Source organism: Agrobacterium sp. O3.4 (genome assembly GCF_041414895.1).
GTDB classification, from domain to species: Bacteria; Pseudomonadota; Alphaproteobacteria; order Rhizobiales; family Rhizobiaceae; genus Agrobacterium; species Agrobacterium cucumeris.
This window is the reverse complement of record NZ_JALPZP010000006.1, coordinates 236889-258122: the sequence shown is the minus strand read 5'-3', so window position 1 is coordinate 258122 and position 21234 is coordinate 236889. Positions and strand designations below refer to the sequence as shown.

Genomic DNA, 21234 nt, shown 5'->3' with positions numbered 1-21234 from the left:
TGAACAGGCCCGCAAAGCTGACATTGGCCGGGTTGAGGAGATTGTAGTTCTGGAACGAGAACCACAGCGTCATCGCCAGGGGCACGATCATCCATACCAGCAATAACAGCACCGATGGCGCAAGCATCACCCGCGCCAGACCGCTCGTGTTTCGAGTTGCCATTGCACTCACCTCCCCTTGGGTACAGGCGTCACGACATGCGCCCGGCATATCCGGAAGAACCGGCTCATTCTTGTTTTGATTTGAAAGGCATTAGAGCCGCCTGGCGGCTTCCGACCCGGAGTGTTCGCTGCCCGGCACGGGAGCCGGACAGCGATCTTCGGGAGGATTACTTGATGTAACCGGCGCGGGTCATTTCACGCGTCGCAGTCGACTGGGCGCCCGCAAGCGCATCATCAACGCTGGACTGACCGGCAACGACCGCCGAGAACAGCTGACCAACAGTGGTGCCGAGCGCCTGGAATTCAGGGATCGCCACAAACTGACCGCCGGTGTAAGGCACGGGCTTTACAGTCGGCTTGGTAATATCGGCAGCATCCATGGCGGCAAGCGTCGGCTTGGCGAAGGCGGCGGCCTTTTCATAATCGGCGTTCTTGTAAAGCGAGGTGCGGGTTCCCGGAGGCACGTTTGCCCAGCCTTCCTTGGAAGCGACGAGCGTGGTGTAGTCCTTGCTTGTTGCCCAGGCGATGAACTTTTCGGCAGCTTCCGCCTTCTGCGAGCTCTTCGGGATGGCAAGGTTCCAGGACCACAACCAGTTGCCGTGGTTCTTCAGTTCGCCATGCGTCGGGAAGAGCGCATAACCGACCTTGTCGGCAACGGTCGAATCCTTCGGGTTTGACACGAAGGAGGCAGCGACCGTCGCATCGATCCACATGCCGCATTTGCCCTGCTGGAACAGCGTCAGGTTTTCGTTGAAGCCGTTGGAAGAGGCGCCCGACGGACCGGCGTCCTTCATCAGATCAACATAAAACTGCAGGGAGCTTTTCCACTCCGGCTGATCGAACTGCGGTTTCCAGTTTTCATCGAACCAGCGGCCACCGAAGGAGTTGGTGAGCGCGCTGATAAACGCCATGTTCTCGCCCCAGCCGGCCTTGCCGCGCAGGCACATGCCGTTGATATCGGCCTTGCGGTCGGTAATCTTGCGGGCGGCGTCACCGATGAATTCCCAGGTCGGGTTTTCAGGCATCTTCAGGCCGGCTTTTTCAAACAGGTCCTTGCGATACATGATCATGGCGGATTCGCCGTAGAAGGGTGCTGCGTAAAGCTTGCCCTCGGCGGAAAGGCCGCCACGGATGGCCGGCAGGATGTCATCGACATCGTATTTGTCGCCGAGCTTTTCGAGCGGCAGCAGCCAACCCTGCTTGGCCCAGATCGGCACTTCATAGTTGCCGATGGTCATGATGTCGTATTGGCCGCCATTGGTGGCGATGTCGGTCGTCACGCGCTCGCGCAGGACGTTTTCCTCAAGCGTTACCCATTCGACCTTGATGTCCGGGTTCTTTGCCGTGAAGTCGGAGGTCAGCCCCTGCATACGGATCATATCGCCGTTGTTGACGGTGGCGATGGTCAGCGTTTCGGCGGAAGCAAGGGTGGTAAAGGCGAGGGCCGAGCATGCGCCCAGCAAAATGGTCTTCAGTGTCATATCTTCCTCCCAGAAGAAAAATGATGAGCATTCGCTTTGCTCTGGGGCATTTACTCACTCGCAAGCCGAAAAAGTCAAGCGACATCCTGTGCTGCGACGCACATGGAAAAATCAAATATCTGATTTTGTTGAATTAATTTTTGCTCAATGAGTGAGCAAATATTCACCCGTCGCTTCATCGGTGATGAGACCGTTCAGCAGACCGCCCCGAAAAGCCGCCAGAATCGACGCATTCTTGCGCGCCCCCTGCGCCATGCCGATGACGGTGCAGGTCTCTCGTGACGGAATGGGAACGGAGGCAACGCGCTCGTTGACGGAGTGCTCGAGAATGTGGCCATTGGCATCATACATCCAGCCGCAAATCTCGCCGACCGCACCGCTGGCCATAAGGGCCTTCATCTCATCCACACCGAGGAAACCATCAACGCAGAGCGGCGCGTTTTCCCCGAGTTCGCCAACGCCAACGAAGGTGACATTGGCGGCGGACCCCAGCGCCAGCGTGGAGCGCACCATGGACTGGTCGTGCAGCAGTTCCCGCTCCTCAGCCGACGAGCACAGAACCGGCAGCGGCATCGGAAAATGCCGCGCCTTGATGGCATCGGCCATGCTGAAGATGACGTTATAATAGGCCGCCGAGCCATCCGGCCCGATATTGCCTGTCAGCGACACGATGCGATGCTGCGGGCACTCCATCGGCGGCAACTGGTCCACGGCGGCCTTCAAGGTACGGCCGGTGCCGATGGCGAGCACGATGGGATCGGCATTTTTCAGCCAGCGCTCGATCTCCGCCGCGCCGGCCTCGGCAATGCCAACGGTCGAGGAAACGCCGGCCGGATCGCTCGGCACCACCTCGATATATCTGAGGTCGAATTTCTCTTTCAGCCGTTCGGCTTTTTCCAGACAGGCGGCAATGGGGTGATCAAGCCGGACCTTGATCAGCCGCTCGGCGACGGCCAGCGACACCAGCCGCTGCGCCGACTGCCGGGAGATGCTCATGGCAGCGGCGATCTCATCCTGCGTGCGCCCCGCGACATAATAAAGCCAGCCGGCGCGGGCCGCATCGTCCAGCCGTCCATGTGCGTCGTTTTGTCTGGCCATGCCGCTGCCCTCTCAGAATTATGCTTGAGCATTTGCTGGCATTTTTTTGCGGCGGCTGTCAAACGGTGGGATGAGCAAGGGAGCGTGCGGCGGGCGTAAAATCATCTGGCGTAGCGGTGCGGCGCGTTTCTTCTCCCCGCCGGGGAGAAGGTGGCCCGAAGGGTCGGATGAGGGGGCAAGCTCTCGGTTTATCTCTAACCTTTCCCCCTCATCCCGCTGCCGCGGACTTCTCCCCGGCGGGGAGAAGAAACATGCGGCACTCGATCGTTCCATTGCCTATCACACACTCTAGCACGTTTTGATCAAGCCGCTTCCTGCACCAGATGCCCCGCCGAAACCTCCCGGTAACGCCGCTGCGGCGGCACGTAATCCACCGGGCGGATCGGGCTTTTTATCTCGTCGGTCGCCATGTTGCGACGGATCTGCCGTCGCGCCGGGTCCGGCACGGGAACGGCCGACATCAATTTTTTCGTATAGGGGTGCTGCGGATTGTCGAAGACAGCAGCACGCGGGCCGATTTCGACGATCTCGCCAAGATACATCACCGCGACACGATGGCTGACGCGCTCGACGACCGCCATGTCATGGGAGATGAAAAGGAAGGCGAGGTTGAGGCTTTGTTGCAGGTCGAGCAGCAGGTTGCAGACCTGCGCCTTGATCGAGACATCAAGCGCCGAGACAGCCTCGTCGGCGACGATGACCTTGGGATCGAGCATCAGCGAACGGGCAATGGCGATGCGCTGGCGCTGGCCGCCGGAAAATTCATGCGGGAAACGCCGCATCATATCCGGGCTGAGGCCAACCTTTTCCATCAGGTCCGCCGCCTTTTCGCGCGCCTGCGGCTTGGGTCCAAGTTTATGCTCGATAAAGGGTTCCATGATCGCCGTGCCGATGCTCATGCGCGGATCGAGCGAGGCAAAGGGGTCCTGAAAGATCATCTGCACGCTGCGGCGCATGGTGCGCAGCGTCGTCTTGTCGAGCTTCAGCACCTCGTAACCGTCAAGCATGACATTGCCGGATGTCGGTTCGATCAGCCGGGTGATCGACCGCCCGGTGGTGGACTTGCCGCAACCCGATTCGCCCACGAGAGACAGGGTTTCACCCTCGGCCAGATCGAAGGAGACTTTTTCCACCGCATGTACGGCGCCGGATTTACGGCCGAAAAGACCGGAGCGGATATCGAAACGGGTCGTCAGGTCCTTGACCGAGAGAATGGGCGTGCGGCCGCCGGAAACAGTATCCTTGACCTCGACCACAGGCTGGCTCTCGCCGGTCTTGATATCGATGATCGGGAAACGCGCCGGCAGCGCCCTTTCCTTCATTGAGCCAAGCTTCGGCACCGCCGAAAGCAAAGCACGCGTATAGGGATGGTGGCCGCGGTGGAAGATATCGTCGGTGGTGCCGGTTTCCACCACATCACCACGGAACATGACGATGGTACGGTCAGCCACTTCCGCCACCACACCCATATCGTGGGTGATGAACAGGACCGACATGCCCTCCTCTTCCTGCAATTGCTTGATGAGGTCGAGAATCTGGCCCTGAATGGTCACATCCAGCGCCGTTGTCGGCTCGTCGGCGATCAGCAGCTTCGGTTTGGAGGCAAGCGCCATGGCAATCATCACGCGCTGGCGCATGCCGCCTGAAAACTGGTGCGGATAATCGTCGAAACGGTTCTTCGCATTAGGAATACGGACCTTCTCCAGCAGGCGGATGACCTCAGCCTTGGCGGCAGACGAAGAAATATCCTGATGCACGGTCAACGCTTCGGCGATCTGCTTGCCGATCGGGAAGATCGGATTGAGGCTGGTCATCGGCTCCTGGAAGATCATCGAAATGTCTTTTCCGCGAACCTTGCGCATCTCCTCTTCCGGCAGCGCCAGCAGGTCGCGCCCGCCGAGCATGACCTTGCCTTCGATGCGGCTCGTCTTTTTATCGAGCAGGCGCATGATGGAGAGCGAGGTGACGCTTTTGCCCGAGCCGCTCTCACCGACGATCGCCACCGTTTCGCGCGGCGCGATCTCGAAACTCATATTGCGGACCACGGATTTCCAGCCGCCATCGACGCGGAAGGATGTGGTGAGATTCTGAACCGATAAAACCGGGCTGACTGAACCGCCGGTCTGTTCCATTGATGTCGCCGCCAAAAGCATGCCGATCTCCTGAAAAGCAGAAGGCGGCCATGACGGCCGCCGGATGTCTTACGCAGCAAGTGCCTTTTCGGCCATCGAAACCCAGTAACTGATGCCGTAGGGCAGCGCATCATCGTTGAAATCATAGGCCGCATTGTGCAGCCCGGCGGTATCGCCATTGCCGATGAAGATGAAGGCGCCGGGACGCGCTTCCAGCATGTAGGAGAAATCTTCCGCACCCATATGCGGGCTGGGATTGGTGTTGACGGCGTTGGCGCCAGCCACGCCCATCGCCACGCCGGTCGCAAATTCCGTCTCATCACTGTGGTTGAAGGTGATCGGATAACCGCGGTGGTATTTCACCTCCACGGTGGCGCCATGCGCCATGGCCGTGGCGGTCGCCACTTCCTTCAGGCGTTTTTCGGCGAAATCGCGGGTTTCCGGCAGCAGCGTGCGCACCGTGCCCGTCAGCGTCACGGAGCCGGGAATGACATTGACGGCCGTGCCGCCATGGGTGGTGGCGACGGTGACGACGAGCGATTTCAGCGGGTCCGTCTCCCGCGAAACGATGGATTGCAAAGCGATGATGATATGCGCCGACGTCAGCACCGGATCGATGGAAAGATGCGGTGCGGCCGCATGGCTGCCCTTGCCGGTGATGACGATTTCGAAACTATCCGCCGCCGCCATGGTCGAGCCCTTGCGGATGGCGAACTGGCCGACGGGAATGCCCGGCTCATTATGCATGCCATAGACCTGGGAAATGCCGAATTTTTCCATCATGCCGTCATTCAGCATGGCAAGTGCACCCGCCCCACCCTCTTCGGCGGGCTGGAAGATCACGGCCACGGAACCCTTGAAATTACGGGTCTCGGCCAGATATTGCGCTGCGCCAAGAAGCATGGCGGTGTGCCCGTCATGGCCGCAGGAATGGGCCTTGCCGGGAACCTTGGAAGCCCAGGGTTTGCCGCTGGTCTCGAGGATCGGCAGCGCGTCCATGTCGGAACGGAAACCGATGGTCGGGCCATCTCCGTGCCGACCCTTGATGATGCCGACCACGCCGGTCCTGCCAATGCCGGTCTCAACGATGTCACAGCCGAAAGACCTTAGTTTCTCGGCCACGAACTTCGATGTTTCGAAGACGTCGTAAAGCAGTTCCGGCGTCTCGTGCAGGTGGCGCCTCCAGCCGGCAACGTCTTCCTGCATCTCGGCCACACGGTTCAATATCGGCATTCCCAGTTTTCCTTTTTTTGTTCCCCGCCGGGTTGTCGGGAGCCATATTGCGTTTGGAATTTCTACTTTTGCAAGTCTGAATTTTGCTGCATGAGCGAAAAATAGGCCAAAAGGCGAATGGCTCAAATTTTGTTCATCAATAAGAGTTTGGGGCTTGATTTTCAAAAAAACTGACAATAGCATCACCTGGAATGGAGGAGTATTCCTTAGCAAAGTCAAATACTTATAAACAATAGACCTTGCACATGACGACGGGAAAAGCGTCAAACATTCAAATAGATAAAATTTAAAAAGGGGAAAAACACGATGAAGAAGCGCAGCGTTCTCTTTGCCAGCACGGTGGCGGCCATGGCCCTCGCAGGCACTGCCGCCCATGCCGAGCGCGGCAGTGACGGCGAACTGAAAATCCTGTTCTGGCAGGCTGTATCAACACTTAACCCTTACCTTTCCGGCGGCACGAAGGAAATTTACAGCTCGTCCATGGTGATCGAGCCGCTGGCGCGCTACGACGAAAAGGGCGAGCTGGTACCGATGCTGGTGAGCGAGATCCCGACCGTCGATAATGGTGGCGTCGCGAAAGACCTGCTCAGCATGACCTGGAAACTGAAAAGTGATGTCAAATGGTCTGACGGCACGCCGCTTACCGCTGACGATGTGGTTTTCACCTGGAAATATTGCACCGCACCGGATGGCGGCTGCGCACAGGCGGCACAATATGAAGGCGTGAAAAACGTCGAGGCCGTCGACGCCCATACCGTCAAGGTCAGCTTCACCGAACCCAAACCTTACCCCTATTCCGCATTCGTCGGCGCGCAATCGCCGGTTATCCAGAAGAAGCAGTTTGAGAAATGCGTCGGCGCTGCCGCTCCGGGCTGCACCTCCGCCAATTTTGGCCCCATCGGCACCGGCCCCTTCGTGGTCAAGGATTTCAAGCCGAACGACGTCATCAGCTACGTCGCCAATACCAACTATCGCGATCCGGCCAAGCCCGCCTTCGCCACCGTGACCCTGAAAGGCGGCGGCGATGCGGCTTCCGCTGCGCGTGCCGTTCTTGAAACCGGCGAATTCGACTACGCATGGAACATGCAGGTGGAGCCGGAAATCCTCGCCACCATGGTGGCGGCTGGCAAGGGCAAGCTGGAAACCGCCTTCGGCACGCAGGTCGAGCGTATCAATCTCAACTGGTACAATGCCGATCCCACCCTGGGTGACAAGCGCTCCACCAAGGAGGGCGGGCCGCACCCGGCGCTTTCCGATCCGGCCGTGCGCCGGGCGCTCTCCCTCGCCATCGACCGCGACATTATCGACGAGACGGGTTATGGCGAGGCGGGCAAGCCGACCTGCAACATCGTGCCGGCGCCTGAGGCCGTCGCTTCGACGAAAAACGACAGCTGGTGCCTGAAGCAGGATGTGGAAGGTGCAAACAAGCTGCTGGATGATGCAGGCTGGGTGAAGGGATCAGACGGGATCCGCGCCAAGAACGGCGTGAAGCTGTCCTTCCTCTACCAGACCTCCACCAACTCCGTTCGCCAGGCGGCGCAGGAACTGGTGAAGGACATGTGGTCGCAGATCGGCGTTGCGGCTGAACTTCGCAATGTCAGCGCCTCGGTGTTCTTCGGCGGCGACCCGGCAAGCCCGGATACCTTCCAGAAATTTTATGCCGACGTTGAAATGTACACCAACAATTTCGACGGCACCGATCCGGAAAAATATCTGGCGGAATGGCTGTGCGACAAGATCCCTGCCCCGGCCAACGGCTGGCAGGGTCAGAATGTTCCGCGTTATTGCAACCCGGAATTCGACAAGCTGGTGGGCGTCCTTTCCAAGACCACGGACTTTGCCAAGCGCGGGGAAATCGCCAAGCAGCTGAACGACATGCTGACGGAAGAAGGCGCGCATATTCCGCTCATCCACCGCGGCAACGTTTCCTCACATTCGCTGACGCTGGAAGGCGTTCGCATGAATGCCTGGGATTCGGAACTCTGGAACGTCGCGGACTGGTCCCGCAAAAAGTAACACGCAGATGCGCCGGCTCCCCAACAGGGGGCCGGCCTTTTGCATGCCCCCTGGACCATGTTCTGAAGACACATTTGCAGCGTCACGGCGAAGATCCTCCCAATTTTCGTGCTGTCGCGCTCTGGGTCTGGAGAGTTTCAGATGTTTGCCTTTACGCTCCGGCGGCTTGCCTTTGCCGTACCGACGCTGCTCGTCATCAGCTTCGTCATCTTCGCGCTGCTCGATCTTGCGCCCAACGACCCGACCGGCGACCTGCCGCTGACCATCCCGCCGGAAGTGCGCGAGCAAATCCGCGCCTCGCTTGGCCTCGACCAGCCCTTCTTCATCCGTTACCTGATGTGGCTGCAACAGTTCTTCATCAACGAACCTTTGAACCTCTTCGAAAAGCTCACCGGCTGGCAGATCGGCGATGGCAGCCGTATGCGGGTTCTTTCCTGGGCCACCCGAAGCCCGGTGGTCGATCTCGTCATTCAGCGCATGCCGCAAACGCTGTGGGTGGTGGGCCTCGCCTATCTTTTCGGCGCGCTGCTGGCGATCCCGATCGGCGTCATCTCCGCCTATAAGCAATATTCGATCTTCGACCAGATCGGCACCTTCATTTCCATGGTCGGTTATTCGGTTCCGACCTTCTTCACCGGCGTGCTGCTGGTCGTCATCTTCAGCTCCTATCTGCAATGGTTCCCTTCCGTTTACGACACCAATCTGAGGGTCTCGGACTGGGCAAGCTTCGTGGCGCAGGTGAAGCAGATGTTCCTGCCGGTGCTGGTGCTGACGCTCTACAATGTCTCGCAGATCAGCCGCTTCGTGCGCGCCTCCATGCTGGACAATCTGCATCAGGATTATGTGCGCACGGCACGGGCAAAAGGCGTGAAGGAAAAATCCGTCCTGCTCGTCCACGTGCTGCGCAACAGCCTGATCCCTGTTGTGACCGTGATTGCACTCGGCGTGCCGACGATCTTTTCCGGCGCCATCATCACCGAGCAGATTTTTCGCGTGAACGGGCTTGGCCAATTGCTGATAACAGCGGTTCAGGGCGCGGATATTCCGCTGGTGCAGACGCTGACCTTCATTTTCGCGGTGCTTATCGTGCTCTTCAACCTGATTGCCGACGTGCTGTACGGCATTCTCGACCCGAGGATCCGCTATGACTGACGCCACCATCGCAGCGCCAACGGTTGCGGCCACCCCCACGCAATCCGCCCTTGCCGATATCTGGAAACAGTTCCGCGTTCACAAGGGCGGGGTGGCGGGGCTATTCGTCTTTGTCTTCATCCTGCTTGCGGTCTATGTCGGCCCCTATATCCATACCGTTGCGCCCAACGCCATCAATGTGAGGGAGCGCAACCAGTGGCCATCACTGGCCCATCCCTTCGGCACCGATAATCTCGGCAAGGACATGCTGGCGCAGGTTCTGGCCGGCGGCCGCATCTCGCTTGCCGTCGGCATCACCGCCATGTTGCTGGCGCTGTTTCTCGGAACGCTGGTGGGCGTGCTGTCTGGCTATTTCCGCAGGCTGGACGGGCCGCTGATGCGGCTGACCGACCTGTTCCTCGCCCTGCCACTTCTGCCGCTGCTGCTCGTCATCCTGATGCTGTTTCGCGATACGTTGCGCGCGGCATTCGGTCCGGAAACCGGTATCTTCATGCTGATTGTCTTCGTGATCGGCATAACAAGCTGGATGCATACGGCCCGTATCGTGCGCGGCGATGTGCTGACGATCAAAAGCCAGGAATTCATCATGGCGGCGAAATCGAGCGGCATGCGCGAATACCGCATCATCCTGAGGCACATCCTGCCGAATGTGCTGAGTTCGATCATGGTCTCGGCCACCCTCGGCATCGCCGCCGCCATCATCACGGAATCGGCGCTCTCCTTCCTCGGTCTCGGCTTTCCATCCGATTTCCCGACCTGGGGACGGCTGCTGTTCGATGGCGCCAACTTCCTGCAACTGACACCGTCGCGCGTGTTATGGCCGGGGCTGGCGATTTCGCTGACGGTTCTGAGCGTCAATTATATCGGCGATGCGGTGCGTGATGCGTTAGATCCAAGGGCGCTGAAGAGCTGAGGAGACGCCGTTCCCTGCGTCACAAGAACCTCTCCGCCGTCATCCTCGGGCTTGACCCGAGGATCCATTGCCGCGCGTGACTGTGGATCCTCGGGTCAAGCCCGAGGATGACGGCGGGTGCAAGTTGATCCACTATCGAGCCCAAAGTTACCACCTAGTGGTAATTCACCTTCTCCGCATCGAGAATGCTGTCCGCATCAAGCGCCGCAATCGGAATATCCGTCCGCGCCGGAATATCGCCGGAAAGCTGAAGCGCCAGATAACGCCCGCAGCACACCCGCAGGAACGAGGTGAAATTGCCGAGGTCGTGCCCGGCATCAATCGATTCATTATAAAGCTTGGCGATGAGCTGCACGCTGTTCATGCCATCGCGGCGCGCGATCTCGTCCAGCGTCGACCAGAAGAAATTCTCGAGCCTGACACTGGTGACCATGCCATCGATCCTGAGCGACCGCGTATGGCTCTCCCAAAGCGCCGGGTCTGCCTTGATGAAAAGCTTGCACATGGTTTCCTCCCTCACCACGCCTGAAAGATAGGCGGAAAACGGGACCGGAAAAAGCCCCGTTTCACCGGTCTTATTTGCCGAGTACGGCCATGAATTGCGAAAGCCAGGCCGGATGCGCCGGCCACGCGGGCGCCGTCACCAGCTTGCCGTCGGTAACGGCCGCATCGATGGCGATATCGGCATAGGTGCCGCCCGCCAGTTCCACTTCCGGACGGCAGGCCGGATAGGCCGAGCAGGTGCGGCCTTTCAGGACACCGGCCGCCGCCAGCAATTGCGCACCGTGGCAGACGGCGGCCACAGGCTTGTCGGCTTCAAAGAAATGTTTCACCGCCGCCACCACATCCGCATTAAGCCGCAGATATTCCGGCGCGCGGCCGCCGGGAATGACCAGCGCATCGTAATCCGCAACCTTGATATCAGCGAAGGTGGCGTTGAGCGCGAAATTATGGCCGCGTTTTTCCGAATAGGTCTGGTCGCCTTCGAAATCGTGGATGGCCGTGGCAATGGTCTGGCCCGCTTTCTTGCCGGGGCAGACGGCATGCACCGTGTGGCCGACAGCGAGCAGCGTCTGGAACGGCACCATTGTCTCATAATCCTCGGCGAAATCGCCGGTGATCATCAAAATCTTCTTCGGCATGTCTGCTCCTCCCGTTTTCGAATGCCTTTGGGCACCCTAACAGGCAGGATCGAGACGCGGGTATTATGGCAATACTACATGGCCGATAAAGATGGGATCAGCGGGCCTGCGGCGGCTGCGGCCAGCGTCTCACACCGCCGCCCCAATTCTCGAACGCCTTTGAAAGTTTGAGCACGAACAAATCCTCGTAACGGGGGCCGACGATCTGCAGGCCGATCGGCATGCCGGATGCCGAGTAACCGCAATTGATCGAGGAAGCCGGCTGTTCCGACATGTTCCACGGCACCGTGAAGGCAATATGTTCGAACGGCCTTGCGGGATCATTGGTGGGCGAGGCCCAGTCGGCCGGATAGGAGACGATTGGATTGGTGGGCGAGATAACCGCATCCACTGTCTGCATCAGCCGCCCGCAGGTCTTGCGCATTTCCATCGTCTGATTGAAACCGAAGACCGCACGGGAACCGCTAACCTCCGCCCCCTTCTCCGCCCATTCGAGAATATAGGGGAGGATCGCCGCGCGGCGTTCATCGCTCAGCGCCACCATATCGCCCCAGAATTTCGCTCGCCAGAAATCATCCAGCCCGTCCAGCATCTCGCGCGTCAGCACCGGCTCGACCGGAATGACGGTCGCGCCGGCCGCCTCGAACAGTTTCGCAGCCGCGACAACAGCATAGCGCACCTCTTCTTCCAGCGGCACGCCGCAGCCGGCATCGAGCATGAGGCCGATCTTCAGGCCTTTCACGTCGATATCGAGATCCATCCAGTCAATGCTGTTGGGCGGCAGTGATGTACCATCTCGCCAGTCGGGCCGCGAAAGCGTCGCCATGGCATAAGCGGCATCAATGACGGTGCGGGTCATCGGCCCGGCGCAGCGACCGGTATAATAGGGATCGACCGGGATGCGGCCCTGGCTCGGTTTGAAACCGAAGAGACCGGTCCATCCGGCCGGCAGCCGCACCGAGCCGCCAATATCCGTGCCGATATGCAGCGTGCCGTAACCCGCAGCGCCGGCCGAAGCCGCACCGGCACTGGAGCCACCGGGGTTCTGGGTGGGATCCCACGGATTACGGCTGAGCTTGTGGAAACTGGAAAGGCCGGAAGAGAGCATGCCGTAATCCGGGCAAGTCGTCTTGGCGTAAATGATCGCGCCATCTTCCCGGCATCGGGCTGCCACCGGCGCGTCTTCAGCCGCAGGCACCAGTTCCACCGCCCTGGTGCCGAGCGGCACCGGGTGGCCCTTCGTGGCGATGAGTTCCTTCAGCGAGACCGGAATGCCATCGAGGGCCCCGAGCGTTTCGCCTTTTTGCCAGCGTTCCGTCGAGGCCAGCGCCTGCCTGCGAGCATCTTCCGGATCATAAGCGTAAAGCGCGTTCACAACCGGTTCGAAGGCATCGATACGCACCTCCACCGCCTGCCAATATTCCGATGGCGAAAGCTTCTTATCCCGGTAAAGCGCCAGGATTTCGAGCGTGTTGAGGTCTATGAGATCGGTCATGGCATCGTCTCGTCAGAAAAACAGGAAATAAGGGCGATATCGGCTTGAAACGGTCAGCTGGTATCGCGCGGGTCGAGCAGGTCACGCAGGCCATCGCCGAGAAGATTGAGGCCGAAAACGGCGAGCGCAATCGCAAGGCCGGGCATGATGGCAAGCCAGGGTGCGGCGCCAAGATAGGTCTGGGCATCGGCGAGCATTCGTCCCCAGGTGGCGGCGGGCGGCGGCATGCCAAGACCGAGGAATGAAAGGCCTGCTTCCGTCAATATCGCAAGACCGAGCTGGATCGTCACCTGCACGATGATCTGGTTGGAAATATTCGGCACGATATGGAAAAGCGTGATCTTGGCGCGGTTCTGGCCGATGCTGATGGCAGCGGTAATGTATTCCCGCGCCCATATCTGCAGTGCGGCCCCCAGCGTTAGCCGCGCAAACACCGGCACCATGAAGGTGGCGATGGCAATGATGGCGGTGAAGCGCCCCGTGCCGATGAAGGCACCGAGCATCATGGCCGACAGGATGGGCGGCACGGCGAAGATGATATCGCAGATGCGCATGACCACGGTTTCGGTGACACCGCGCAGGGCCGCGACCGCGACGCCAATCGCCGTACCGACAGACGCGCCGATGGCGACGGCGGCGATGGCGGTGGAGAGTGAATTCCACGCGCCGGCCATCAGCATCGACAGCACATCGCGGCCAAAATGATCCGTGCCGAGGCCGCCATAAACGAATGGCGATTTCAGCTTCTGGACGATCTGCATCTTGGTCGGCGAAACCGGCGTCCAGACCAGCGACAAAAGGGCAACGGCAACGAGGAAGGTGGTGACGGCGATGCCGACGACGAAGGCCGGGCGGCGGCGGATAAATCGCATCATCGCGCACCTGCCCGCAGTCTCGGATCTATCAAGAGATAGGCGATATCGACGACGAAATTCATGATGATGACCAGCGCCGAGAAGAACAGCACGACGGATTGCATGACGACGATGTCGCGCTGGGTCAGCGCCTGATAGGCAAGCCGCCCGAGGCCCGGCAGGTTGAAGACATTCTCGACAAGCACCGCGCCGGCAATCAAAAAGGTGAATTGCAGGCCGATCATGGTGACAACGGGGATCATCGCATTCGGAACCGCATGCCGCCACAGCGCCACCCGCTCGCTCAAGCCCTTGGCGCGGGCGGTGCGCACGAAATCCTCATTCATCACTTCAAGCACGGCGGAACGGCAGACACGAGTGAGAACCCCGGCCTGCGACAGCGCCAGGGCGATTGCCGGCAGCACCAGCGCCACAAGCCCTGCCAAAAAGCTTGGCGTCCAGCCGGGAAAACCACCTGATGGCATCCAGCCGAGCGTGGTGGAAAACACGATGATGAGCAGCAGCCCGACCCAGAAGCCCGGCACGGCAATGCCCACATGGGAAAACAGCCCGGCCGCAAAATCCAGCGCCCCGTTGCGGTTCCGCGCCGCCGCCACGCCAAGCGGAATGGCAATGGCAACGGACAGGCAGACGGCAAGCAGGGCGAGCGGCAGGGTAACGGCCAGCCGCTCGATAATCAGGCCCGCCACAGGCACGCCATAGGTATAGGATTGCCCGAGATCGCCATGAAACACGCCGGCGAGCCAGTGGAGATAACGCAGCGGCAGCGGCTGATCGAGGCCCATCTGCTTTTGCAGCGCGGCGAGCGTATCGGGGCTCGCCGAAGTTCCGAGCATGATGGCGGCTGGATCACCCGGCAGCAGGCCCATAACGACATAGATGATGAGGGAGACGGCAAACAGCGTGATGACGAGGCTTACAAGACGCCGGATGAGGACGGTTAACATCTGGCATCTTCTCCTTGCGATACTTCACCTGCGGCGGCTGGACAGCTCCATACTCTCCCGTCATGCCGGATCAGGCCCGGCATGACGGGAGAGACGGCTATCGGCAAACCTCACTCTTCCCAATGCACATCCGTCAGCACATTCGAGGGAATGGGCTCATTTTCCCACAGCCCCTTCACTTTCCTGTCCCAGACGCCAAGCTTCGGCATCACGAACAGAAAGAGAGCCGGCACATCTTCGGCGAGGATTTTCTGGGCGTCACCATAAAGCTTTTCCTGCTCCCCGGCATCCGCCGTCTTTTCGACGCTGGCGATGACCTCATTGAAGGTCGGGTTCTTGTAGTTGAAATAATAGGGATCGCGGGAATAGATATCGATATCCATCGGCTCGGCATGGGCGACGATGGTCATGTCGTAATCCGCACCCTTCAGAACATCCGCCACCCACTTGGCCGGAAATTCCGTGGTCTCGATGGTCATCGTCACACCGATTTCGGCCAGCATCGCCTGCAGGATTTGCGAGGTGCGCTGGGCATAGGCCATCTGCGGGGCCTTGATGGTGAAACTAAAACCGTCGGCATACCCCGCTTCGGCAAGCAGCGCCCTCGCTTTGTCGACATCGTAAGGGTGCACCCCTGTCGTATCGATGTATCCGCGGTCATTAGGTGTGTAGTGGCTGCCAATGGCCGTGCCGTAACCGGACCAGGCGCCTTCAATGACAGTGCCCCGATCCACCGCCATCATCAGCGCCTGTCGCACGCGTTTGTCGTCAAAAGGCTTGCGGGCATTGTTCATGCCGGCCACGACCTTCAGCTCGGTATTGCCGACAAAGGTGCCGAGGCGTTTATCGCCATCAAAGGAGGTCATCAGTTCCGGCGCACCGAATTCCGGGAAGGCATCGATATCGCCCGATTTCAGGGCCGCCGCCTGCGCCTGCGGGTCGGACACGAAGCGGAAAGTCGCCCTGTCGAGTTTCACCGCCACGGCCTTGTCCCAATAGGCGGCGTTCTTCTCCAGTTCCACCTTGTCGCCCTTCGCCCAGTTCACGAATTTGAACGGGCCGGTGCCGATGGGTGTGGTGCGGTTATTGTCGGCGCTTTTCGGCGCGACCATCACGGAGGCAGGCCAGCCGAGCCAGTAAAGAAGGCTGCCGGCCGGCTGCTTCAGCTTCAGCACCAGCGTTGCGGCATCCGGTGTCTCGATACTGTCGATGGCGGCGAAGAAACGTTTCTGCGGATTGACCGAGCTTTCGCCACGCGCCTGATCCAGCGAGAATTTGGCTACGGCGGAATCGAAAGCCTCACCATCGTGGAAGGTGACGCCCTTGCGCAGCTTGAATGTGTAGGTCTTGCCGTCAGGCGCAATTTCCCAGCTTTCGGCAAGCTGCGGCTTCACCTTGCCGTCGCGGTCGATCGTCACCAGACCTTCAAAGACATTCTGCCAGGTCACCTGACCGATGGCGACGGGGGCGGCAATAGTCGGATCGAGGCCGGTCGGCTCGACTGCCATGCCCAGCGTCAGCGCGGTTTTCGGCGCAGCCTCAGCCCCCGCAAGCGAAAGCGGCAGCCAGAGCGCGGTGCCCAATGCGAGGGTCAGCGCGGTGCGGCGCGAAAGCGTTGCCGCCTGCGAAAGATAAGTGCGTGGCATCCTTAGTCCCCTGTCTGGCGGCCGGGGCATTTTTGCCCTTCCGAAGACCACCCGTTGCAAAAAGAGTGTCATGTTGCAGGCGCACACACAATCTCGATTTTTGTGTGCTCCGTGTAGCTGAAATGGCTACACGGAAATGCGAACGGAAATCAACCTCTCCGACAGAAACACCGACTGCCCCGCCTACCCAGCCGTCGCCTCGCGCATGAAGCGCTCGATGAAATCGGCAAGCTTGGAGGCGGCGAAGGATAATTGCCGGTCAGGCGCAACGCAGAGATCGATCTGGGTATGGATGCCTTTTTTGCCGGTCAAGGGAATGGCAACCATCTGGCCGCTGCGGATTTCACGCGCCACCGAAAGCGCCGGCAGCAGCGTGGCGGCGGCGTGACCCAGCACCAGCTCCTTCAGCATTTCCAGCGAACTGGTAATGAAGACGGGATCAAGCTCAATACCGGCATCGGCAAACAGCGTGTCGAATGCCTGCCGCGCGGCAAAACTTTTGTCCGGCAGGGCAAGCGGCAGGCCGGCCAGCTCCTTCAGCGAGACTTCCGGCTGGGCGGCGAGCGCATGGCCGGCCGGGAAGATGACATCATAGCTGATGCGGGTGCGCGAACGCACTTTCACACCGGAAACCTTTGGGGCAAAAAGGCTGACGACCAGATCGGCCTCAGCCGCGCCCAGCGCCTCCATCGCCTGGCGGGCGCTGGTAATATGCACCTCGAAACGCAGTTTTGGATATTTCAGGCTGAACTGCGCCAGCACCGGCGCCAGAAGATTGGCCACCGTCGCGCCATTGGCATAGACCGTGACGCGGCCGCGCTGCAGCCCCTTCAGGTCATCGATCAGCTGGTGCACATGGTCGAGCTCGCGCAGCGTCTTGCCGGCACGGGCGGCGAGCAGCTCACCTGCCGCCGTCAACTTCACGCCGCGGCTGGATCGCTCCACCAGCGGCGAGCCGAAATAATATTCGAGATTTTCGATCTGTCGGCTGACCGCCGTTGGCGCGACATTCAGGTTTTCCGCCGCGGCGCGCATGGAATTGGTGCGGACGAGTTCGTCAAAATACATCAAGGCGCGCAGTTGCATGGGGTGGAAACCTTATTCGGGTGGGCCGATGTGGCGGGCCAGCATATCATCGCAGCACGATGAGAAAATACCTCACCCAAGAAGATCACCTGTGGAACGAAAGCGCACCACTTGTTTCTTCTCCCCGCCGGGGAGAAGGTGGCGCGCAGCGCCGGATGAGGGGGCGACGGCAGAGATATGCGGAGAACTTGCCCCCTCATCTGCCCCTTCGGGGCGTCTTCTCCCCAGCGGGGAGAAGAAACGAGCGGCACCCTCACGCCATCAAGCGCGTTTGAAACCCTCACTCGCCACCAGCAGCTGCCTTGTATAATCCGCGCTGAATTCGCGGCTTTCCAGCGCTTCCGCCTCCAGCATTTCCACCACCTTGCCGCTTTTCATAACCGCCAGGCGATCGCACATGTGGCTGATGACGCCGAGATCGTGGCTGACCATGACAAAGGTGAGGTTACGGTCCTTGCGGGCCTGTTCCAGAAGATTGAGGATTTCGGCCTGAATAGAGGCGTCGAGCGCCGAAGTCGGTTCATCCAGCAGCAGGATTTTCGGCTCGACGATCAGCGCACGGGCAATGGCGATGCGCTGGCGCTGGCCGCCGGAAAGCTGGTGCGAATAACGGAAGCGGAAGCCGGAGCCGAGGCCCACCTCGTCCAATGCACGGGCAATGCGCTGTTCGCGATTGTCGAGACCGTGGATTACCAGCGGTTCGAGCAGCAGCGCATCCACCGTCTGGCGCGGGTGCAGCGACCCATAGGGGTCCTGAAACACCATCTGCACATCGCTATAGAAACTCTTGTCCCGGTGTTTTCCCTGATAGGAGCGACCGGCCACCATCAGCGAGCCTTCATCGAAATGGTTGAGACCGGCAATGGCGCGCAGCAGCGTGGATTTGCCGGAACCGGATTCACCGACGATACCGAAGGATTCACCCTCGGCCACGTCAACGCTGACGCTGTCGAGCGCGATGTAACCGTCGAAATCCACCACCATGTCTTTGATGGAAAGAACTGTGCTCATGCGCGCCACTCCGGCTTGCGTTCCAGAACGGGCAGCGGATGGCGGTGGCCGCCAATTTCCGGCAGGCAGTTCAAAAGCCCCTGCGTATAGGGGTGTTTGGCTTCCTTCAGATTGGCGGAAGACAGCTCCTCCACCACCTTGCCGGCATACATGACGAGAACACGGTCGCAGAAGGAGGATACGAGCCGCAGATCGTGACTGACGAAGATCAGCCCCATGCCACGGTCGCGCACCAGCTTGTCTAGGATATCGAGCACTTCCAACTGAACCGTCACGTCAAGCGCCGAAGTCGGCTCATCGGCGATCAGCAATTCCGGGCCGCAGACCAGCATCATGGCAATCATGACGCGCTGACCCATGCCACCGGAAACCTCGTGCGGGTAAAGATCGAAAACGCGCTCGGGGTCGCGGATCTGCACGGCCTCAAGCATCGCAAGCGTGCGCTGACGCGCCTCGCCGCTGCCGATCTTTTCATGGGTCCGCAAGGTTTCCATGATCTGGCGCCCGATGGTCATCACCGGGTTCAGGGAATATTTCGGGTCCTGCAGGATCATGGCCATGCGCTTGCCGCGCATGATCCGCCTTTCCTTCGCAGAAGCGCTGAGCAGATCGATATCACCAAAACGCAGTGTATCAGCCTCGATGCGTGCGCTTTTCGGGGTCAGCCCCATGATGGCGCGGCCCGTCTGCGACTTGCCTGAGCCGGATTCACCAACGATACCGAGGCGTTCGCGCCCAAGCGTGAACGAAACGCCGCGCACCGCCTCCACCAGCCCGGTGCGGGTGGGGAAAGACACGCGGAGATTCTGAACGGTCAGAAGCGGCGCACTCATTGGCCTGCCTCCTTCGGATCCAGCGCATCACGCAGGCCATCGCCCAGAAGGTTGAAACCGAGGCTGACAATCAGGATCGCGATACCCGGCATGGCCGCCACCCACCACTGATCAAGAATGAACCGGCGTCCCGACGCTATCATCGCACCCCATTCCGGCAGCGGCGGCTGGGCACCAAGACCGAGAAAACCAAGACCGGCAGCAGTGAGGATGATACCCGCCATATCGAGCGTCACACGCACGATGAGCGACGACATGCACAGCGGCATGACGTGTTTCAAGACGATGCGGAAGGGCGACGCGCCCATGAGCTTCACCGCGGCGATGAAATCGGAATTGCGGAACGTCATGGTTTCGGCGCGCGCGATACGCGCATAGGGCGGCCACGAGGTGACCGCGATGGCGAGCACCGCATTCTCAATGCCCGGCCCGAGTGCCGCCACCAGCGCGAGCGCCAGAACCAGCTTCGGGAAGGCGAGAAAGATATCAGTGATGCGCATCAGAATGGCATCGACCCAGCCGCCGGCATAACCCGAGACAGTGCCGACGATAAGCCCGATGGGTGCGGCGATAATCGCCACCAGCAGCACCACGAACAGAGTGAGCCGCGAACCGTGGATGAGCCGCGAGAGAATATCCCGCCCCTGATCGTCGGTGCCGAGCAGATAACCCTCGGTGCCTGGTGGCAAAAGCCGGGCGTTGCGCAGATCACCCTGCACCGGGTTATGCGGCGCCAGCACATCGGCAAACAGCGCGACGAAGAGCAGCGCGATGATGATGCCGAGGCCAAGCAGCGCCAGCCGGTTTTCTGAAAACCGCCGCCAGATGACATAGGCGCGGCCAAGCCGTGCCTGTCTGCGCGAGGACGGCCGGTCGGAGAGCAGCCATTCGCGGCTATAGGGCTTGAGTGTATCGGTCGAAATCGTCATCGGCTGCGCGTCCTTGGATCGAGCGTCCGGTAAAGCAGATCGGAGAAGAGATTGATGCCGACGAAGATGGCGCCGATCACGATCGTGCCGCCGAGAACAGCATTCATATCCGCATTCTGCAGGGAATTGGTGATGTAGAGGCCAAGGCCCGGCCAGGCGAAGATGGTTTCGGTAAGCACCGAACCTTCGAGCAGACCGGCATAGGACAGCGCAATCACGGTTACCAGCGGCACGGCGGCATTGCGCAGCGCGTGGAACCAGATGATGCGGGTTTCCGAAAGCCCCTTGGCGCGGGCCGCAACGATATATTCCTGGGCGAGCTCGTTCAGCATGAAGGAGCGCGTCATGCGGCTGATATAGGCCAGCGAAAAATAACCGAGCAGAGAGGCGGGCAGGATGATGTGGCGGAACAGATCCCACAGCACGTCCCATTGCCGCTGCCAGATCGCGTCGATCAGGAAAAAGCCCGTCACCGGCGTGAAGGTGAATTCATAGACGATATCCATACGGCCGGGATAGGCGACCCATTGCAGCCGGGCATAAAACACCAGCAGCGCCAGAAGGCCGAGCCAGAAAATCGGCACGGAATAACCGATGAGGCCGATGACGCGCACCACCTGATCGGCAAAACTGCCGCGTTTGACGGCGGCGAGAACGCCGAGCGGAATACCGAAGACAGCGCCGATGATGGTGCCGATCGTGGCAAGCTCGATCGTCGCCGGGAACACCCGCTTGATGTCCTCCATGACAGGATTGGTGGTGAGGACGGAGATGCCGAAATCCCCCGAAAGCGCCTGCTTCAGATAAAGGAAAAACTGCTGCCAGAGCGGCAGGTTGAGGCCAAGCTGCTCGCGCACCCGCTCAACCACATGCGCAGGCGCGCGGTCGCCGACGATCGCCAGCGCGGGGTCGATCGGCACCACACGGCCAATGAAAAATGTGACCGCCATCAGCCCCAGAAAGGTGGTGATGACGGTAACGGCGAAGCCGAGAATGGCTTTCACACGGGCGTTGGCACGGCGTTTGCCCTGCCTCGCCCTGCTGTTTGCTTCAACAATGCTCAAGAGACCGATCCTTCCGGAT

General features: G+C 60.2%; 18 protein-coding genes and 1 pseudogene. 3 read left to right on the top strand and 16 right to left on the bottom strand.

Annotation, left to right across the window (positions count from 1 at the left end; genetic code table 11):
- The 5 genes and pseudogenes from M0412_RS22645 to M0412_RS22625 form a co-directional block, all read right to left on the bottom strand.
- Positions 1-163 (bottom strand): annotated as a pseudogene (locus M0412_RS22645) (sugar ABC transporter permease); the annotation flags it as partial.
- A 166-nt stretch (positions 164-329) separates the two neighbouring features.
- Positions 330-1643: a sugar ABC transporter substrate-binding protein gene (locus M0412_RS22640; protein ID WP_142842828.1), complete on the bottom strand. Its 1314-nt coding sequence runs from the start codon at positions 1641-1643 to the stop codon at positions 330-332.
- A 144-nt stretch (positions 1644-1787) separates the two neighbouring features.
- Entirely contained in the window at positions 1788-2741 is a 954-nt protein-coding gene (locus tag M0412_RS22635; RefSeq protein WP_269702645.1) for a sugar-binding transcriptional regulator, read from the bottom strand.
- Between the two features lie 302 nt (positions 2742-3043).
- Complete coding sequence (locus tag M0412_RS22630; protein ID WP_269702643.1) at positions 3044-4894, bottom strand: ABC transporter ATP-binding protein; 1851 nt, start codon at positions 4892-4894, stop codon at positions 3044-3046.
- Positions 4895-4942: 48 nt separating this feature from the next.
- Complete coding sequence (locus M0412_RS22625) at positions 4943-6106, bottom strand: M20 aminoacylase family protein (RefSeq protein ID WP_269702642.1); 1164 nt, start codon at positions 6104-6106, stop codon at positions 4943-4945.
- Between the two features lie 306 nt (positions 6107-6412).
- Here M0412_RS22625 and M0412_RS22620 point away from each other — a divergent pair, with 306 nt between their 5' ends.
- The 3 genes from M0412_RS22620 (at position 6413) to M0412_RS22610 (ending at position 10187) form a co-directional block, all read left to right on the top strand.
- Positions 6413-8122 carry a peptide ABC transporter substrate-binding protein gene (locus tag M0412_RS22620; protein WP_269702640.1) on the top strand — a complete coding sequence of 570 codons (1710 nt, stop codon included), beginning with the start codon at positions 6413-6415 and terminating at the stop codon, positions 8120-8122.
- A gap of 141 nt (positions 8123-8263) precedes the next feature.
- On the top strand, positions 8264-9274 hold the full coding sequence (locus M0412_RS22615) for an ABC transporter permease (RefSeq protein ID WP_142842833.1): 1011 nt from the start codon (positions 8264-8266) through the stop codon (positions 9272-9274).
- Positions 9267-10187: an ABC transporter permease gene (locus tag M0412_RS22610; RefSeq protein ID WP_269702637.1), complete on the top strand. Its 921-nt coding sequence runs from the start codon at positions 9267-9269 to the stop codon at positions 10185-10187. The genes M0412_RS22615 and M0412_RS22610 overlap by 8 nt, the downstream gene beginning before the upstream one ends.
- A 154-nt stretch (positions 10188-10341) precedes the next feature.
- Here M0412_RS22610 and M0412_RS22605 read toward each other — a convergent pair whose 3' ends face one another.
- The 11 genes from M0412_RS22605 to M0412_RS22555 form a co-directional block, all read right to left on the bottom strand.
- Positions 10342-10692, bottom strand: coding sequence for a ribbon-helix-helix domain-containing protein (locus tag M0412_RS22605; protein ID WP_269702634.1), 351 nt, complete (start codon positions 10690-10692; stop codon positions 10342-10344).
- Between the two features lie 70 nt (positions 10693-10762).
- Positions 10763-11329, bottom strand: coding sequence for a DJ-1/PfpI family protein (locus tag M0412_RS22600; RefSeq protein WP_269702632.1), 567 nt, complete (start codon positions 11327-11329; stop codon positions 10763-10765).
- Positions 11330-11426: 97 nt separating this feature from the next.
- On the bottom strand, positions 11427-12824 hold the full coding sequence (locus M0412_RS22595; RefSeq protein ID WP_269702630.1) for an amidase: 1398 nt from the start codon (positions 12822-12824) through the stop codon (positions 11427-11429).
- Positions 12825-12877: 53 nt separating this feature from the next.
- A complete protein-coding gene (locus M0412_RS22590) occupies positions 12878-13699 on the bottom strand; it encodes an ABC transporter permease (RefSeq protein WP_269702628.1) in 822 nt (273 codons plus the stop codon).
- A complete protein-coding gene (locus M0412_RS22585) occupies positions 13696-14646 on the bottom strand; it encodes an ABC transporter permease (protein WP_269702626.1) in 951 nt (316 codons plus the stop codon). Before M0412_RS22585 ends, M0412_RS22590 begins: the two co-directional genes overlap by 4 nt.
- A 110-nt stretch (positions 14647-14756) precedes the next feature.
- Complete coding sequence (locus tag M0412_RS22580) at positions 14757-16292, bottom strand: ABC transporter substrate-binding protein (RefSeq protein WP_269702624.1); 1536 nt, start codon at positions 16290-16292, stop codon at positions 14757-14759.
- 183 nt (positions 16293-16475) lie between these two features.
- A complete protein-coding gene (locus M0412_RS22575; RefSeq protein ID WP_142842839.1) occupies positions 16476-17378 on the bottom strand; it encodes a LysR family transcriptional regulator in 903 nt (300 codons plus the stop codon).
- Positions 17379-17639: 261 nt separating this feature from the next.
- Positions 17640-18389 (bottom strand): ABC transporter ATP-binding protein, encoded by a 750-nt coding sequence (locus M0412_RS22570; protein ID WP_142842840.1) that lies wholly within the window; start codon positions 18387-18389, stop codon positions 17640-17642.
- On the bottom strand, positions 18386-19222 hold the full coding sequence (locus M0412_RS22565; RefSeq protein ID WP_142842841.1) for an ABC transporter ATP-binding protein: 837 nt from the start codon (positions 19220-19222) through the stop codon (positions 18386-18388). The genes M0412_RS22570 and M0412_RS22565 overlap by 4 nt, the downstream gene beginning before the upstream one ends.
- Positions 19219-20151 carry an ABC transporter permease gene (locus M0412_RS22560; protein ID WP_142842842.1) on the bottom strand — a complete coding sequence of 311 codons (933 nt, stop codon included), beginning with the start codon at positions 20149-20151 and terminating at the stop codon, positions 19219-19221. The genes M0412_RS22565 and M0412_RS22560 overlap by 4 nt, the downstream gene beginning before the upstream one ends.
- A complete protein-coding gene (locus M0412_RS22555; protein ID WP_142842843.1) occupies positions 20148-21215 on the bottom strand; it encodes an ABC transporter permease in 1068 nt (355 codons plus the stop codon). Before M0412_RS22555 ends, M0412_RS22560 begins: the two co-directional genes overlap by 4 nt.
- Positions 21216-21234: the final 19 nt, after the last annotated feature.